13 protein-coding genes are annotated in these 18,508 nt (G+C 40.5%); 1 reads left to right on the top strand and 12 read right to left on the bottom strand.

The features are described from left to right. Window positions 1–26: 26 nt before the first annotated feature. From pgmB to ACI3ES_RS02565, 12 genes are all read right to left on the bottom strand, one after another. A complete protein-coding gene (gene pgmB / locus ACI3ES_RS02620; protein WP_114666439.1) occupies window positions 27–701 on the bottom strand; it encodes a beta-phosphoglucomutase in 675 nt (224 codons plus the stop codon). Beyond that, a complete protein-coding gene (locus tag ACI3ES_RS02615; RefSeq protein WP_114666438.1) occupies window positions 694–3,060 on the bottom strand; it encodes a glycoside hydrolase family 65 protein in 2,367 nt (788 codons plus the stop codon). The genes pgmB and ACI3ES_RS02615 overlap by 8 nt, the downstream gene beginning before the upstream one ends. Before the next feature lie 25 nt (window positions 3,061–3,085). After that, window positions 3,086–5,131 carry a glucose PTS transporter subunit IIA gene (locus tag ACI3ES_RS02610; RefSeq protein ID WP_114666437.1) on the bottom strand — a complete coding sequence of 682 codons (2,046 nt, stop codon included), beginning with the start codon at window positions 5,129–5,131 and terminating at the stop codon, window positions 3,086–3,088. Between the two features lie 31 nt (window positions 5,132–5,162). After that, window positions 5,163–5,864, bottom strand: coding sequence for a trehalose operon repressor (gene treR, locus ACI3ES_RS02605; protein WP_114666436.1), 702 nt, complete (start codon window positions 5,862–5,864; stop codon window positions 5,163–5,165). A gap of 230 nt (window positions 5,865–6,094) precedes the next feature. Continuing rightward, complete coding sequence (locus ACI3ES_RS02600) at window positions 6,095–8,431, bottom strand: Xaa-Pro dipeptidyl-peptidase (RefSeq protein WP_114666435.1); 2,337 nt, start codon at window positions 8,429–8,431, stop codon at window positions 6,095–6,097. A 116-nt stretch (window positions 8,432–8,547) separates the two neighbouring features. Further along, complete coding sequence (locus ACI3ES_RS02595; protein ID WP_036067733.1) at window positions 8,548–10,320, bottom strand: oleate hydratase; 1,773 nt, start codon at window positions 10,318–10,320, stop codon at window positions 8,548–8,550. A gap of 151 nt (window positions 10,321–10,471) precedes the next feature. Then, window positions 10,472–13,006, bottom strand: coding sequence for a M1 family metallopeptidase (locus tag ACI3ES_RS02590; RefSeq protein ID WP_114666434.1), 2,535 nt, complete (start codon window positions 13,004–13,006; stop codon window positions 10,472–10,474). Between the two features lie 85 nt (window positions 13,007–13,091). Then, the gene (locus ACI3ES_RS02585; protein WP_114666433.1) at window positions 13,092–14,036 is read right to left on the bottom strand and encodes a phosphoglycerate dehydrogenase; all 945 of its coding nucleotides are present in this window, start codon (window positions 14,034–14,036) and stop codon (window positions 13,092–13,094) included. Window positions 14,037–14,038: 2 nt separating this feature from the next. Further along, the gene (locus tag ACI3ES_RS02580; RefSeq protein ID WP_114666432.1) at window positions 14,039–15,001 is read right to left on the bottom strand and encodes a sugar kinase; all 963 of its coding nucleotides are present in this window, start codon (window positions 14,999–15,001) and stop codon (window positions 14,039–14,041) included. A 25-nt stretch (window positions 15,002–15,026) separates the two neighbouring features. Further along, the gene (locus ACI3ES_RS02575) at window positions 15,027–16,304 is read right to left on the bottom strand and encodes a hypothetical protein (protein ID WP_010291420.1); all 1,278 of its coding nucleotides are present in this window, start codon (window positions 16,302–16,304) and stop codon (window positions 15,027–15,029) included. An 8-nt stretch (window positions 16,305–16,312) separates the two neighbouring features. After that, the gene (locus ACI3ES_RS02570; protein ID WP_114666431.1) at window positions 16,313–17,056 is read right to left on the bottom strand and encodes a sugar phosphate isomerase/epimerase; all 744 of its coding nucleotides are present in this window, start codon (window positions 17,054–17,056) and stop codon (window positions 16,313–16,315) included. A gap of 10 nt (window positions 17,057–17,066) precedes the next feature. Continuing rightward, window positions 17,067–17,324: a hypothetical protein gene (locus ACI3ES_RS02565; RefSeq protein ID WP_036067214.1), complete on the bottom strand. Its 258-nt coding sequence runs from the start codon at window positions 17,322–17,324 to the stop codon at window positions 17,067–17,069. A gap of 109 nt (window positions 17,325–17,433) precedes the next feature. Between ACI3ES_RS02565 and ACI3ES_RS02560 the strand changes: the two genes are divergently transcribed. Continuing rightward, a complete protein-coding gene (locus ACI3ES_RS02560) occupies window positions 17,434–18,420 on the top strand; it encodes a LacI family DNA-binding transcriptional regulator (RefSeq protein WP_114666430.1) in 987 nt (328 codons plus the stop codon). Window positions 18,421–18,508: the final 88 nt, after the last annotated feature.

Raw genomic sequence — 18,508 nt, 5'->3', positions numbered from 1 at the left:
AATCAAATTACGGTGATTTTATTTTGTTATGCATTCATTTGTTTTGCGATATTAGCCAAGGAAATTTCCTTAGTTTCAGCAAACCAAATGTCTGGTTGAGCATCTTTAGCTGCTGTACCAATGCCCAGTGCCGTTTGCCCTGCACCTTTGATCGCTTGCACGCCAGCACTGGCATCTTCTAACCCAATGATTTGTGTTGGTTGTAGCTTCAATATCTCCCCTGCTTTGGTAAATATTTCAGGATCTGGTTTGCCATGTGATAACGTGGCTGGATCCACAATGCCGACAAAGTCAGCCATGATGCCTAATTTTTTGAGTATCGTTGGTGCGTTTTTTGAAGCACTGGCAACACTCGCAAAGTAACCTTCACGTTTGATTTCGGCTAGAAATTCAGTCATTCCGGGCAAAATATCTGCCGGTGTCAACGCTTGAATTAATGCAACATAATGTTGATTTTTTTGTGCCGCAAATGCTGCTTTTTCATCATCCGTGTAGTCATTTTCATGACCACCTTCAGCTAAAATCATATTTAGCGAATCCATACGACTAATACCTTTAAGTTGACGCCCTAATTCAGCCGACCAAGGCACATTCAAGGACGTAGCCAAATCATGCCAAGCTTGCTCGTGAAACTTAGCGGTATCCGTAATGACACCATCTAAATCGAATGTAAAGCCTTTTATTTCTGAAAAATTAACCATGATAAGACACCTCTTTTGCCTCCCCAGCTACCAAATCAATCGCTTTGTCATAAACGTGAACGGTTATGGCTTGATCGCTCATCAATACCATGACAGTTGGCTTGATATCAATATCAATTAAGACACCTCGATATTGCTGTGTAAAGTGTAATTCAGACCACTGTTTTGGTAATCGTGGATTGATGCTGAACTGACCGTGCAATAAATCAACTCCAGCATAATCATTTTGAATGACTGATAATGTTTCGCCCATGACACCCATGTGAACACCCTCTGCGGTTGTACCACCTTGAATATCATAATAATCAGAACCAATTGCGTCTGTCAAAAAATCGTACGCTTGTGTTTCAAATTTTGTATCACCTTGTCGCGCCAACTCGACATAGATACCAGCAAATACTGGGCGAGAAGTCGTTGAACCATGTGTTGTGCGGTCTAAGTAATAGGCTGTATTCTTTGCCAACCAATCATCGGGTAATTGATACCCAAGTTGATGAATCAGTGACTCTGTCTGTTGCGCACCTAGGTTATACAGTAGCATTAGAAAGTCTGCCTGTTTAATGACCTGATAATCATCAGGCGACTTGCCCTCTGCCTTGAGTATCCTATCAATTCGATGGATATCACCATACTTAGCTTGATATGCTGAAAAATCGAGTTGCTCAAGTTTGAAGAAACCTTCATATTGTTCGACAATGCCACGATCATCAATGGATAACTTCAAATGATGACGGATGTCTTCTGCTTTTTCCGCTTCATTTTGGGTATAGCCGACTGCTCGTGCTGACGCGTCAAAGTCAATCTTGACATTCTGCGATAAATCATGCAGATAGTTCAACAACCAAACCACCATAACGTTTGTATAAGCGTTATTGAGCAATCCACCAGCATGAGCACCGGGAATTTCTTCATGGAATTCGTTAGGTCCCATAACGCCTTTAATTTGGTAACGATCACCAATCTTCTCTGCTTTGTTAATCCAAAAACGACCAATTTGGATTAACATGTTTAAACCGCCTTTATCAAGATGGTCATAGCGTCCTGTCACCTGCTGGTAAACCCACATATTATAGGCAATTGCTAATGAAATGTGGCGTTGTAATCGAGAATTATCTGGAATCCAAGTGTTATCAACTGTGTTCAAATGAATCAGTTGACTTTGCTCGTCACCATACATTCCTGATTGCCAAGGATACATCGCACCTGATTCGTTCTCTGATATAGCATTTTTTTCAGCCGCTGATAACCGCTTCGTGCGATAGTTCAAAACAGCACTAGCCGATTTTGGTTCGTTGACTGAGTAATATGGTAGTGCAAATAATTCATCCCAGAAAATATGGCCACGATACCCCTCACCAGTCAAACCACGAGAGCCAACCGAAGCATCCAAATATGGATTTGCGTTTGGATTGGCCATCTGATTAAGGTGAAAAATATTCATACGCGTCAACTTTTGCATGGCATCGTCGCCACTAATTTGAATATCTTTGGTTTGCCATAATGATTGCCAATAATCATGACTCTCTCGTTGAATTTCGTCAAAAGTCGTGTTGGCTGTTTCATTTTGAACAAATTCAGCAAGATCGCCGTTTGTCTCTAAACTGCTTGCAACTGCCATCACCCGTTCAATTGTGAACGATTGTCCGGCCTGACAATCACGTTCGATGTGTGTTGTCACCTGATTTTCAGTTTTTATCGTTTTTTCAACACTTTCACCTATTGTTTTTGCTGCTACAGCAACAGTAACATCAGTTGTTCGTGTTTTGATGATAATCAGATCGTCATGAACTGACTGGACATCAAATTCTTGTGAGTCAAAATCACGATAGCGTGCCACATTTTTGTTTTCGACGCTGCCATCAATAATCGCATCAATCGCAATGTGTGCGTCATAATTTGAGGTGATTTGAAAACGTAAACCTAACTGATGCCAATGAACCGGATTAATCACCTTAACCGTTTTAATGGTGACAAAATGTTGTGAGTTTCCCGCCACCTGCACTTGATAATCATCTGTCAATTCACCCGTTTTAAAATTAAGGCTGCGTTTTAGTGATTTGATAGTTGAGTTGTTGATTAACAGAGATTTACCATCAATGTGCACCTTGATTAAGGCTACATTGGGCAAATTCACAAGGTCTTCATTAATGACATCGCGCCCTGCAACGGGCGTTGATGTTTGGTTAAAAATACCAGCCCCGTACAACCCGGGATAAAAATCATCATCATAAGCGTTTGTCACAAGTGCGCCACGCCAGCCCATAAAGCCATTTCCTAAAGTTAGCAAGCTCTCGCGACCGTAATTTTTAACACCACCAACAATGTCATTGTAAGTTAATAACCAATTTTCATTTGTCATGTTCACTCCTTAAACAATTCTCACTTTACTTGGCAACTGCGTCTTTAAAGGCGTTCTTCTTTTCCACAGTCTTAACTTGACCTGTATCTGAATCTTTAAATCCGAAGAAGTAAACCATCGCAAACGACACCGCAATTGTCGCAATCGAAGCCACCCAGAAAATCAACATATTATTATCCGCACCTGTTTGACCCTTTGGCACCGCAAATGATGGGAAGCCAATCAATGATCCTGTGAATCCGTACATATTCAAGTTGAACAAACCGGCAATTAAGCCGCCGACAGCACCACCAATGTTAGCCATCCAGAATACACGGCCATACTTCAAATTAATACCATACATTGCAGGTTCTGTAATACCTGCCATCGCTGATAGGAAGCCAGCACCAGCCAAACCTTTAAGTGATGGAATCTTGGTCTTAGCCCAAACCGCCAAGGCACCAGCACCCTGTGCAATCATAGTAAAGTTCACAATTGCATTCAAAGTAGAGTGACCTGTCTGTGCAATTTCATTAGCAATCAATGGCACAACCATCCAGTGCAAACCGAAGATAACGAGTGCTTGATACAAACCGCCAATAATCAAACCAGACAATGGATAATTTAAGTGCAAAAGCCAGTTAACAATTGTTGAAATACCTTGTGATACCAAAGTGATAGCTGGTCCAACGACAACAACAACGACTGATCCCACAATTAATAGCGTTAGCAAAGGTTGGAAAATTGAACGTAATACTAATGGCAAATGCTTTTTGAGCCAATTACCTACGGGACGTGCCAACCAAGCGGCAAAAATAATTGGGAAAATTGAGTAGGCGTAACTTGGAATATTGATGGGTAAACCAAAGAAACTTGAATTAAGGCTTACACCAAACAAACTACCCAGCGCTTGCGCTGGTTGCACAACTTTGCCATCAACAACATGCGCCGTTGTCAAATAAATAAAATCAGGCTTAACCAAGAAAGCACCAATAGCGGCAACTACGAAAGGATCACTTTTAAGCTGTTGCGCTGCGGAAAAGCCAACTAAAATAGGCAAAAAGTAGAACGGTGCCATGGCCATTGACTGTAAAATCGTAAACGTACTTGATGCTGGATCAATGAAGTAAATCGCTGGAAATGACGCTTTGTTTGAAAACAAGCTCAAAAATCCATTTAACATACCACCAGCAGCCAATAAACCGATGATTGGCATCATTGAGCCAGTTATCGTACCAATGATTGCTTGAAATGCATGGACCAAGGGATTCTTGGAACCTTTTTCTTGTTTGGTTGCAGCAACTGCATCTGCCGTCGCCGCATCATCTACGACACTGCTGCCTAGTTGCGCCACGACTTCATCATAAACGTCGGTGACTGCAGGTCCAATGACAACTTGATATTGCCCCAACGAATCAGCATAATTGACACCGGCAACCCCATTTAGGGATTCAATCTTGTGATCATCAGCGACTGTGTGGTCTTTCAAATAAAACCGCAAACGCGTGATACAATGAATGACCTTGTCCACATTTTGTGCACCACCGACGCCTTGAATAATGTCTGCCGCTAAGGGTTCGTACTTCGTCCCATTTCCTTTTGCCGGTGTTGATGATGTTACCGGTGCAATAGTTTTGACAGTCGCGTCAGCAACAGTCTCACCAGCTGAAACATTCTCTTTACCAGAAATCAGTGTTAATTTGTCTAATACATCAGCCGTATTGGTAAAGACAACCATCGTTGTTGTATCAAGATGTGCTGCTTTGATTTCTTCTAAATCAACATCCCCAACATGATCCCCCGCTTTGACCTGATTACCTTCTTTAATTCGCCACTCGAAAGGCTTACCATCGAGACTGACGGTTTCCAAACCAACATGTGTCAGTACCTCCAATCCGTCAGAGCGTCGAACACCAAATGCATGTCCTTGCATAGCGATAACGACACCACTAACTGGGGCTACAATATCATGCCCAGTGGGTTGTAGGGCGAAACCATCTCCCATGGTTTTTTTACTAAATACTGGATCAGCCACATCAGCAAGTGAGATAACGTGACCTGCTAGTGGCGCTAAAATTTTTGTATCTACCATTTTTTCTCCTCAATACAATTAACAACAACACTCAATGTCGCCTTGAAAATTCAACGCTTTTAAATCGATCGGCTCGGTGTCTGGACTCAGTGAAAGAGATAATGCGACCATCATTCAAAAATGTCTCTGATCTAATCACGACGATTGGAATGGATTCAGCTAATCCCATTAATTGCCTGTCCGTAGCATTGGCAGGTTCAACCGTAATGGTTTTCTTAGCATAACTAATCACCAATCCCAATTGCTGTTCAAACAGTTCAAATAATGACACTGATTGCGATAATTTTTTGATTTCAGGCACAACATCTTTTAAAACGTAATCGTGATCAATAATCACTGGTTCGTTGTCCAAATATCGAATTCGGACAACAGCAGTTGCCGGCACAGGCGTGTCGTCACCATACTCAAATACTGATGGCACCTCACTATCTGTAATCGTCAACAACTGTGTCCGTTCATCTAATTTCAGACGCGCAGCCAACTCACGATAACTTTCAACATGTGAAATAGGAAATGAGTAGCGATTTTGATTAATGACGAACGTGCCTCGTCCTTTAATTCGCATAACATATCCTTCATCAACTAGCATTGCCACAGCTTTTCGTGACGTCTCACGAGCCACGTGGTAACGATTCATTAACGCAAAATCACTCGGTAACATCGCATTATTAGGATATTTGCCGTCATTGATTTCTTTCAGTAGTTCATCGTGGATGATTTGATATTTATTCATTTTTAATCTCCTTCACTGATGTCTACAACAACAATATACCATCTGTTGAAAGCGTTTACAACGCTGTTTTAAAGGTTTTTTAGTAATTGTATAGACAAGTGGTCTAGTGTTAGTATTTGGTAACCTTTTGACGACTAGACAGGATATTTATTCATTTTGGTCGTTCAGTTATGCACAAATAAAAAAGTGTAAAAAAAAAGCAACGAATAGTTGCTTTTCTCTTCATGTCATCATTTATTAACAATTGGTAAATCAATTTGACTATTGGCTAAATCTATCGTGTAAACAATATCTTGATTACCACGGACCGTCATCTCAAAATCAGTCGCATACAAAACAACACCAAGTTGGTGCCCTGAACGTATTTGATAGTGAGTTGGTTGTAAAGTCAATGAGACATTAACAAACTCGTCTGCCTGCAAATCATCAGTTTGCCAAGCATTGATTCGATTTTGCAAATTAATATGACCTAATGTTACCATTTTCTGATTTGCCTTGGTCATTTCAAAAGCCATCAAACGTGTTGGGCTAAAGTTTCGTCCGCGATCAACTGTGGCTTCTTGTGGTGTTGGTGAAACTTTCAGATATTGATCGGTCCCATAATCCACAATCATAGCGCTTAATAAACCAATATTTTTTGAGGATTTGACCCGTAAATTTAGCGTGATTTCACCATCAATCGTCTGAGCGGTTGATAATGCTTCTGTCTTAAAAATCTGTGCTGTTTCTGGTATTTTTCCGGAAATAATTGCTTGACGCCAAGCATTGAAATGCTTGCCATACTGCTTGAATTGGTCCTCAGGTAGCCAATCCCTGAAGCTTACTTCACCAGCTGATTGTGGGCTACGCGACAATTTTTTATCCGCGAAATGATAACTGACTTTTTCACCAATTCCCCAATCCTCTAAGGCATGCCAAGCTTCTGGATTGGTGTTATCTTGCCATGTCACTGTTGGCAAGGCAGTCGTGGCGTCCACATGCAATCCTAATAGTTTTTCGGAAAACCAAAGATTAATTTGATCAGAAAAATCAAGGGAACGGTTATTATTGATGTAAATATGTTCTCCTTGATGCAAATATATCTTTTTAACATGATTATTTTGCTTTAAGGCAGACCAAAGCTGGTAAACTTGACGTGGTTTAACATTCCAATCATTTAAACCGTGAACCATCAGCATATCGATTTTGATATTTTGTACATGGTTCAGGTAATTACGCGAATCCCAATAGCGGTCATAGTTGCCGTTATCACGTGCCATAAGACGTGCAGTTTCTGATTGAAAGGCTTGCCACTGAGAACGTGTTCGCCACCAATCTGCTGGATCTTTCATTCTTGTGTAAACCAATTCAGCCAACACGTCCATATCTTCTCCCGGAAAGCCACCCGGTGCCACCACTAAACCATTATCACGGTAATATTGATACCAATTCGAAATAGCAGCTTCAGACACAACTGTTTCTAACCCTGCAACGCCAGTTGTTGCAACAGCAGTTGCTAATGTGCCCAAATACGAACGGCCTGTCATCGCAATTTTGTGACTCGACCAGTCAGCAGCAATTGCGATATTATCGTATCGATTCGTAAAAGCCACTCGATTACCGGCAAGCCATTCGACAACATTTTTCATCGATTCGACTTGCTCGGGTGACCCCGTATCTTGCATACCATCAGCATGCCGTGTACCGACACCAGCAGAATAAGCAATCGCAAAACCACGCGACAAAAAGTATTGATTAAGATCAACTGGCAAACCAGCTTCAGCTGTAAATGAAACTTCCGTTTCAGTTGCGTGACCTGAAACTTTTCGCGGTTTGGCAGTCGAAGCTGATAGTCCTTGATATGTCACGTCATTTTTATCAACTTGAGTTGGTTCTTTCCGCTGCAAAGGCACATTGACCAAATGAATTTTAGCATCATTTTCTTTGACATTCAGTCCCTGATAATATGGAGAAGCAGTGAACAAAACGGGCAATGGTCCCTCACTTTTTGGACGAACAATGTCGACTTGTACTAAATCAAGCTGGCCATCGTTATCAGTGTCAACACTCGTTTCTACCCAGACAGACTCGCGAATCAAATCATTTGTATCAAACGTCGATAATGACTTACCATTAAAAATGAGACGTTGATTGTTTTGTGGTAAATAACCTTGGCTAACTAATGCATCAATCAACAATAATCCAGTGCTATTATGAGTATTTAGCAACGTATACCAAGCATGGGGGATAGTATCAATCGCAACAATCGGCAAGCCTAGTTTTTGAAATGTCGCCAGACCGTCAAAGTTATTATTGGCTAATTCATCATTGAATCCTAGTAACTGTGCACCAATACGATAAAAAACTGCTTGATCCACTGCTAGTTTTTGTTGGAAAAAACTATAAATGTCTTGTTCAGCCGTTGCCAAATGCAACCGCAACCAATCATTTTGAGCTGAAATAGAGTGGTAGCTAGGCAAAGCTTGTCGTAACAGCGTTTCATAGCTTTCACTGTTAAATCCTAATGCTTTTAATTCCTGTAATTCAGTCGCTAAATCTACCTTAATTCGCCCGTATTGATTAATCATATTTTTTTCCTTTAATTGTTATTATTATCTCATTATACGACAAAAACACCCGCCTGACGACGCGTGCTTTTATGACGACATAATTTAATGATGAGAAGCTACTGTTTCAATCATGCTCACATCAAGTGTGCTTCAACAAGCAATTCTTCTAACCATGTCCCTTTAATTTTTTTCATGCCAACTTTTTGAATTAACTTAGGAATTGGCAGATTCATATCTGTGATGGCTTTTTTGTCGTTCATATAATACATGGCGCGTAATAATTCACGAATATCGTAAATTGAATTAAACACTTCCGGTACACCGCGCTCAACATCTAACAGACTGTACACGGCTTCCATTGCTGTACGGACTGAGTATTCAGTCGTAAACACTGTATCGCGTGATGGTGACTCCGCAAAGTTACCAATGAATGCCAAATTAACCGACCCGTCAGGAATGACTTTTGGTCGATCACCCATAACACGTGGCATGAAGTAACTTGTGATAAATGGCATGTAAACCGGCACTGTATTAATTGACTCTTGCTTGGATAATTGCTGAATTTTACTTTCTGGTACGCCAAGGTGATAAAGTAATTCTTGCGTAATTTCTTCACCGGAGCAATCAACAATCGTCTTTTTCACATAGTTGCCGGGCACATCGGAATACAAGCCATAAATCCAGACAGTTGTTTCATTTGGCTTTTGAGTTTTGAAGTGAGGCTGACGATGTACAGCAAAACTCATTAGCCAATTAGAATCTGTAATTGTAATAATGCCGCCAGTATTGATTTTACCATCATGCAAATCACGTTTCGTCAAACGTTCAATATAGGGATCAATTTCTGTATTTTCAATTGTGGCAGTCGCTGACACAAACCAACTTTTTGCAGGTAAATCTTGATAAAAGACCGATGGATGGCCAAATTCATCAGATTGTGCCGCCAAGTTTTCCCATAACTGCCATGATCCACCCGGCTCAGTAGTTACTGGTGCTGGTTCAAAGTGGCTGCCATAAGTTGTACTTTCGGTGATAGAGCCGTTCGTTACAAACACCAAATCGTTGGCAGTTAATGGTCTTGTTTCGTGTTGCCCGCTAACGGTTAATTCTAGTGACTTAGCCACCTTTTGACCATTATCAAAATCCACAATAATGTTATCTACCGTGGTATCAAATTGTACATCAACACCATGGTCTTCTAAGTAATGAATCAAGGGCAAAACCATCGAGTCATATTGATTGTATTTATTGAATTTCAAGGCTGAAAAATCTGGTAACCCATCAATATGGTGAATAAAGCGCATGGCATAGCGACGCATTTCAACAGCAGAATGCCATTTTTCAAAGGCGAACATCGTTGCCCAGTAAGTCCAAAAATTGCTTTCAAAGAAAGCATCTGAGAAGTAATCTTCAATCGTTTGCGTACCCAGCTTGGCTTCTGGTGTCATAATCAGTTTGATAATTTCTTGTGATGATTTACCCAAAGTATAGTCGCCGTCATCTGGCACACGATTACCGCGATCGTAAATCAATCGGCAATTTGAAGAATTAGGATCGTCTTTGTCTAACCAATAATATTCATCAAGATATGAAGCACCCGGAATTTCAAGTGATGGAATTGATCGATACAAATCCCATAAGCACTCAAAATGATTTTCCATTTCACGACCGCCACGCGTTACGAATCCCACGTTCGGGCGTGCTATGCCATCTAATGAACCACCAGCTAATGGTAGCTCTTCTAAAATATGAATTGCCTCACCTTTCATTTGACCATCTCTAATCAAAAATACCGCAGCCGACAACCCAGCCAATCCGGAACCAACAATATACGCTGACTTTTGATCAACCCCCTTTGGCTTTCGCGGTGTGGCAAATGCCTCATAATTACCATTACTATAATACATGATGATCTCCTTTCAATTTGAAAACGCTTTCAATACACTTATATTTTATCGCTAATCATATCACAATTGCAATTTTCATAAGCACATCATCAACCAAAGAAAAAACCTGATAGTTTTACAAACTATCAGGTGACCCACCTACAAATACTTTTTATTGCGTCACTTCAGCAACTGCTGCATTGACAGCATCTTTTTCAGCTGCAACGAGTGCTACACGACTTGTAATCACACTGGTATCCATTTTAATTTCTCGCGTCAATCCCGGTGTATCTAATTTCGGTTCAAAGAAAGCTTTAAATTCATCAAGGCGAGTTTGTGTCTTGAAAACATTTGCAATGACAGTGATATAGGTCGTAAACTCCATATCACCACCCACTGTATCTTCTAGCCATTGCCACTCTTCACGTACCCAATCCCAAGCGGCTTGTTGTCCGTCTTCGTTAGCCAACAGCCCATAGAACCAACCACGCAAATCTTGTGGCTTAATTGTGTCAGCATCCTCAAATTTGCCAACTAGTTGTTCAATCAGCGCCTTATCAGTTGTGCTAGTGATAGCTGCACGCAAATCAGACTGATAGCTCGCGTCAGAAGTAGCGTGATATTCAGCCAGTAATTGATTAAACAGATCAGCAGACCCAAACTGTTTCATTTCATTTGCCAAAATGAAGACACGTGTACCAGCAGAAAGGCTCGTCAAATCATTTTCATGAGCTACAAATATATCATGTGCCGCTGCAATTGCGGCTGGATTTTCAGCATACAACGCAGCATTGATAATATATGGGCGCGACAATTGGTCGTCATTTGACTCACCATCAATATCTTGCCAGCCTAAACGTGCTAATTGATCTTGACTCAGTTGGTCATACAACCCCTTCAAAGCCTTTTCCTCATCAGAATGAGCGGCCACGAACTTTTTCAAATTCACTGCAACGCGGTAAAGTGCTGCGGTCACAACAGCCGAATGACTATTGGCAAAACGACCTAGTAATGGCACTAATTGTGCATAAGAAATTTGTCGTCCTTCAGCTAATAATCTCAAATCTTGCAAAATTTGTAATTGTGAAATCGCATCTAGCTGATCTGATTGACTTAAAATATCTTGTAGCAATGTCTCATCATATTTAACAATAAAATGAGAATTATTACCAACGTTCAAACGGAATGGTGTACCAAACTGTTCTCTTAAGGCTTCATAATTACCAATCGTCACTGACTGATCTTTGAAAATAGCGGGTACGGCATCGTAATTACTGTTCAATGGAATGGCCCATTGACGGCCAACCTCTTTGCCATCGCCAATAAAGAACTGTTGTTGTGAAAGCGTCAATTGCCCATCAACAACAGCTGCTGTAACGACTGGATAACCAGGCTGTTCCAACCAAGAAGTCATGATAGCACTCACATCAATGCCAGAGGCTTGCCCCAATGCAGCCCATAAGTCAGCTCCAGTAGCATTACCAAATTGATGCGCAGCAAAATAAGCTTTCAAACCAGCACGCAAAGCCTCATCCCCAATCAACGCACGCACCATAACTAGCATACGCGCACCTTTAGCATAAACAATAGCACCGTCAAACAGCGCATCAATTTCTGCAGGATGTTCAACTTGAACATGGACCGATTGCACCCCATCAGTCGCATCTCGTTGTAAGGCAGCTGGTGCATCAGCTGTTTGGAAACTTTCCCAAATATGCCAATCAGGCTCTAAAGCATCGATGGCGACATACTCCATCATATTGGCAAAACTTTCATTTAGCCACAAATCATCCCACCACTTCATCGTCACCAAATCGCCAAACCATTGGTGCGCCAACTCATGGGCAATCACAGTTGCTACTACCTGCTTGGTATCTAGCGCTGTGTTGTCAGGATCAAGTAATAAGTATGCCTCACGATAGGTTACTAAGCCCCAGTTTTCCATTGCACCCGCTGAAAAATCAGGTAACGCAAGTTGCCATGAATGTGGCAATGGATAAGGCGTTTGATAAAAGTCTTCATAAAACTCGATTGAGCGCTTCGCAATATCTAGTGCAAAATCAAGTTCCTTAGCCTGATGCGCTTTGGTTGCGAAGACACCAATTTTAACACCACTTGTCGTTTTGGTCTCTTTCTTTTGCAAGTCACCAAAAGCAAAGGCAACTAAATATGTTGACATACGTACTGTTGTATCAAAGTAATGTACACCATTTGCTTCACGCACTTCAGGCATGTTCGCCAAGATAGTTTCGCCTGGCTGTTCATCAAACTTAATGGCTAAATCAAAAGTTGCTTTGGCTTCTGGTTCATCAATACTTGGAAAAGCTTGTCTGGCAAAATTGGTTTCAAATTGCGTGCCAATAATCTGCTTTTTCTCACCATCAACTTCATAATATGAAGGATAAATGCCCATCATCGTGTCAGTCAAAACTGTCGTATAAGTAATAGTAACCTTTGTTTCACCTGACTTAGGTAATTCAATCCGAATAGCGTCAGCGTCACGGTCTACCATAAATGTCACATCTTGCTCGTCCGCTTGGACCGCACTAATCATCAAATCCTTTTGATGAATCGCAATCGTTTCTGATTTAGCGGTTCCAGTAATTGTGGTTTTACCACTAATCCGCTTAGATTCTCGATCAATATCCAAATAGATTTCATAATGTTTTGGTTGGAATGTATTATAAAATCGTGTCAATTCAGCCATAATATCTCCTATCAATTGTTAGAATAATTCCATTATACGCTTTTAAAATAAAAAACGTCCCACAAGCGGGACGTCAAAATAATGGTTATGCTTCTAGATGGTTGACAGCTGCTTCTGGTTGTTCGCCTTTAAGCACCCGCACAATATCATTAGTAGCATCAACTGCCATACGTGCTTTTGTTTCAATTGTATTGGAAGCAATGTGTGGTGTCAGCAAAACATTTTCTAAGCTAACCAATGGGTTGGTTACTGGCAAAGGCTCTTCTTCAAAGACGTCTAATGCCGCACCGGCAATTTCATTATTTTTAAGTGCTGCAACAAGATCTGATTCAACGATAATGACGCCACGTGCCATGTTAATCAGGTACGCGTCATTTTTCATCATTTTGAACTCGGCTGCGCCAATGGAATGCTCTGTTTCTGGCAAAGCTGGTAAATGAACCATCACATAATCTGCTGTCTTGAAAATAGTATCACGATCAACAATTGAAACGGTATCAGTTGATTTAGCAAATGGATCATACGCAATAACTTTTACATCAAATCCGCTCAACTTTTTTGCAACTTGTTGACCAATTCGACCAAAGCCTAAAATACCAACCGTCTTGCCTTCAATATCACGACCGGGGTGTGACTTACGATAGTTCCAATTATCATCGTGAATGGCTTTAGCATCTTGATAGAGGTTTTTACTGATAGCTAACAGCTCTGATACAGCTGTTTCAGCTACTGACCCTGACAGAGCTTTTGGCGTGTTGACCACATAAATGCCCCGCTCTGTGGCAGCATCAACGTCAACAGCGTCATAACCAACACCATTGCGCGCAATTACTTTTAGGTTTGGCATGGCATCCATAATGTCACCATCAAATGGTTGCGTGCCAATCAAGACAGCACTTGCATTTGCGCCTTCAGTTTTCATCGTTTCACGGGCACGTCCAGTGCCAACAACCACTTCAAACCCAGCGTCTGTTAGTATTTTTTTACCTACTGCAGGAATATCATCTGGTAAATAAATTTGTTCTGTCATGCTTATGCCTCTTTCTGTTCTTTTGCTAAATAACTTGCCAATTGTTCTGGTGTTGGATAGCCGTCATTGTCGCCGGTTGTTTGAACTTGTAATGCACCAACGGCGTTACCACGTTCAACTGCTTGTGCCATTGTCAAGCCTTCAATCAAGCCAGTAATGAGTCCCAATGCAAACCCATCGCCAGCGCCAACTGTATCCACTACTTTTTCAACTTTGAATCCCTGAACTGTGTAACTATCACCCGCTTTATTTTTGACGTATGCGCCTTCAGGACCAAGTTTAACAACAACCGTTTGCGTGCGTTCACTATTTTCCAAATAGAAATCGGCGATTTTTTCTGGATCACGCGAGCCCATTAAAATTTCACCTTCGTTAATGCCCGGCAAAACAATTTCGCCATATTTTGCCAAATCATTAATGGTTGCAATCATTTTTTCTTGTGATTCCCACAAAGCAGGTCTTAAGTTAGGGTCAAATGTTGTCCGAATACCACGTTGAATTAATTGTTCGGCAAAGTAACGAAATGCTTCTCGCGCTTGATTAGAAATAGCAGGAAAAATACCTGATAAATGAGCAATTTTAACGCCATCAAAATCGATGTGATCAATATTTGATTTATCAAAGTGAGCCGCAGCCGAATTACGTCTAAAGTTAAAGGTTGAAGGATCACCTTCATCCACTAACTCTTTCAATTGAAATGCAGTCCAGTTATGGTCATCTGTTGAAATATAATGATTACCTACATGATACTTGGCAATTTCTTTTACTGCAAATTGTCCCAACGGATCAGCACCCACTTGAGAAATATATTCAGTTGAATGTCCCAGACGCGTCGCACCAATCATCACGTTTAGCTCTGCGCCACCCAAAAACTTATAATAGTTAATGCTATCAACTAACCCAGCATTCAAGTCAGTTGATGTAAAGGTTACAATTGGTTCACCTAATGTCAAAATTTCACTCATTATTTTACTCCTTAAACTCTTGTTTTTAGTGACCGAAGAAAGCAAATACTAGCAGTTCATTGACAATTGAAACTGCCCACATAACAGGAATGCCCATCTTCAAAAATTCTTTGGTTTCTAACTTTGAATATGTCAACGCCCATGTGTTCCATGATTGTGTTAAATCAATTGAAACCGCCATGATACTTGCTGTATATAGTAGTGGCAATAAGAAAATTGGTTGGAAAGTACCCGTAGCGGCCAAAACCGCAGCAGTCGCGGCACCGGCACCCCAAACATGCAAAGGCCCACGAAATAATGCCAATGGTGCTAAAATACCAACTGCAATCGCCAGCACAAGTGGACTACTTGGCAAGATAACTTCGATAATGCTTTTAAAGTGAGGCACATTCATTGTGGCAGCACCCGCAAACATCACTAGTGCCATCAAAAAGATAATCAGTCCTGAAATATCATTAATGGCTTGGGACACTGTTTTGTTAATGAATTCAACCAGACCTTTATAAGATTTCATCTGGCCCGTCAAAAGCAAAGCAATAATGGTTGCCAATAACAGCGCAGGAATTGCATCCCAGTGGAAAAACATATTTAATGCAACTGGTAAGACTGGCACAATGAAAGTAATTGGATGCGTCTTTTTAAAATCAGCTTGATTATTGGCGGCAATCGTCTCAATTTTGCCATTTTTAATACTTTTACTATTAATTAGAATGAAGATGATCACACCAATCAATTGAACACTCATCGCTGCTAAACCAAATATCAGATACTTTCCCGAGAAACTAACAGATGGGAAGAAAGCCTTAATTTGATTAAATAACACCACGTTAATGTACATTGGCGCACCAATTGCCATGGTAAATGCTGGTATAGCGACTTTTTTTGGAACGCCGATTGATAGCAAAATTGGAATTAAAATAACACCAATTGCGATTACTGATCCAACACCATAAGCAGATGAGAAAATCAACGCCGTGACCAATACCACCAAAATAGCAGCCAATATCGGTGCTTTTCGACCAACTTTTTCTGTTTGAGCTGAAATTGACCCGGCAATGCCTGAATCAACCAACACTCGCCCAAACCAAGAACCAAAAACAATATATATAATCGTTGGACCATAATTTAACGCCGGTGTTGCAATAACGTCTTGAATGACTTTATTGAATGGCACCAAGCCAATAACTGACCAAAGTAATGCCATTACGAAGAAGCCAATCACAAGATTGCCACCCTTCACAATGTAATAAATGAACCCGACAAATGTCAGTAACAATAGGATACTAATAATAATGTTAGTCATGATTTGCCTCAGTTATACGCTTCTAGTGCCTGCACACCATCAATAATGACTTGCTCGCTAGCAGTTGGATACTCAACTGCGACTGGTACGTCTTGTGGCAAAATCGTCAAGATTGCTTGCCAATTGATATCCCCGTCATTTAAAGGCACTGTCACAAGATTATCCCCACTACCCTTATCATCTTTCACATGAATGTAGCGAACGTAAGGTGCAAGTGCTTTCGCTGCGACAACTTCATCTTCGCCGACATAACGCCAATTACCCATATCATAGACATAGCCTATGTCGAGCTTAGCTGCTTTTGCAGCAGTCATAAATGCTTTAATGGCATCAATTTTACCTGATACCTGTGTTTGGTCATTTTCAATATTGGTTTCAATACCACGATTTAATAAAGCATTGAGTTGTTGGATATCTTCAGGCAATAATGTATCAAAATCACCTGTATTGAATTTGATCACGCTAACGCCAAGTTGCGTAGCCTCATCATAATATTGTTCCAATTTTGGATTGATACGATGATTAACAAAGACTTCATCTGGCACCGAATAAAATAAACGTAGTTGATGTGCTTTTGCGTAATCAGAAATAGCTGGCGTTTCAGTGGCAATGTCATCAAAATATTCGCGACGTAGTTCAGCTGACTGAACGCCCAATGCAACAACTTTTTTTAACATGTCTAATTGCTGCATGCCGTTGTCATGATCTTTAGCAAACACCAGATGGTTCAAGACGATTTGAGATTTTTTCATGATTCACTCCTTAATACTTGTTTAAATCTTTTACATGTTCTAATAATTCGTCAAAGCCTAAATCAGACAAATTATTAGTATCGTTTTTATCAAAATTTTCACTTTCAATTCTATTGAATTTTTCAACAAGGAAGTACGCAGATAAGTAGGCAGCCAATTCCTTTTTAGCCATACTCTCTAATTCCTTTGCATTAAAATCGAAGTTGAACGATTCAATGAATCTCAAGGCAAATTTTTCTGGATCAATGTGCATTTGTTCTTTAGCCATCTTAGTGTCCTTTTAGTTTATCGTTTTCGGAAACCGGTTTACAAGATATATTGTAAACGCTTTCAAATATTTGTCAACCCCCAATTTCAATTTGTCGTATAATGTTTTCATGGATAAAAAAGTCACAATTAATGATATTGCCGCCCAAGCAGGGGTATCAAAAACCACCATTTCGCGTTATTTGAATGGTAAATTTGATAATATGTCAGGCAATACAAAAGCGCGTATCGAGGAAACAATTGATAAACTCGATTATCGGCCCAATCGTCAAGCGCAAGCCCTAAAAACGCATCACTCTTTTTTAATTGGCGTTTCAGTCGCTGATATTTCTAATATGTACACATCACGGTTGCTCAAAGGCATTGGCGAATATTTTCAAAAAACACATTATCAAGTCTTGATTATGGATGCCGATAATAGTGTTGAGCGAGAATTAAGTAACCTTGAAAAAATGATGATTGAACAAGTCGATGGCATCATTTTGCAACCACTTGTTCATCAACCTGAACATTATCAGTTGCTTGTCGATGAAAAGACACCAGTAGTCCAAGTAGATCGTTACACTGAACCATTCACTTGGCCTGCTGTCGTGTCTGATAATTTTCAAAAATCAGTCGAATTAGCTAAAATTTTCAAAACGAAATCATACGATGCTATTCTTGTTTTGGCCAACCACATCAATGGCGTATCTAGCCGAATGAATCGTTATAATGGTTTAGAAGCTGGCTTAACTGGTAGTGGCATCACCGTCAAACTAATTGAAATTGATGGCAGCGATTGGCAATCATTATTACATGCGGAAATCAAACAGCACCAACATCCAGCCATTTTTGCGCTCAATGGACAAGTGCTTTGGTCTGCCGTGCGTTTTGCCAAGACACGCTCACTCAATATTCCTGAAGATGTCGGTTTAATTGGCTATGACGACGACCAATTTGCCGATATGATCACGCCGGCAATTGCATCAGTATCACAAAATCCCCAAGAAATTGGCCGTGTCGCAGCAGAGCAATTATTATCAAGTGTTAACGGTCAAGCCACACCACCAAAAAATACCCGTATCCCGTCCGAAATTCAAATGCGTGACTCTCTTTAATTTGTCAATCAGAATGACTTTACCATGCATTGTCAGATAACAGCCTTTATTGGTAAATACGGCGAAAATAATCGACTAGTGTTAAAAT

Origin of the sequence: Leuconostoc falkenbergense, from assembly GCF_045801155.1 — a bacterium.
Lineage (GTDB): Bacteria > Bacillota > Bacilli > Lactobacillales > Lactobacillaceae > Leuconostoc > Leuconostoc falkenbergense.
The sequence above is the reverse complement of the archived record's forward strand: the minus strand, read 5'-3'. Positions and strand labels throughout refer to the sequence as shown.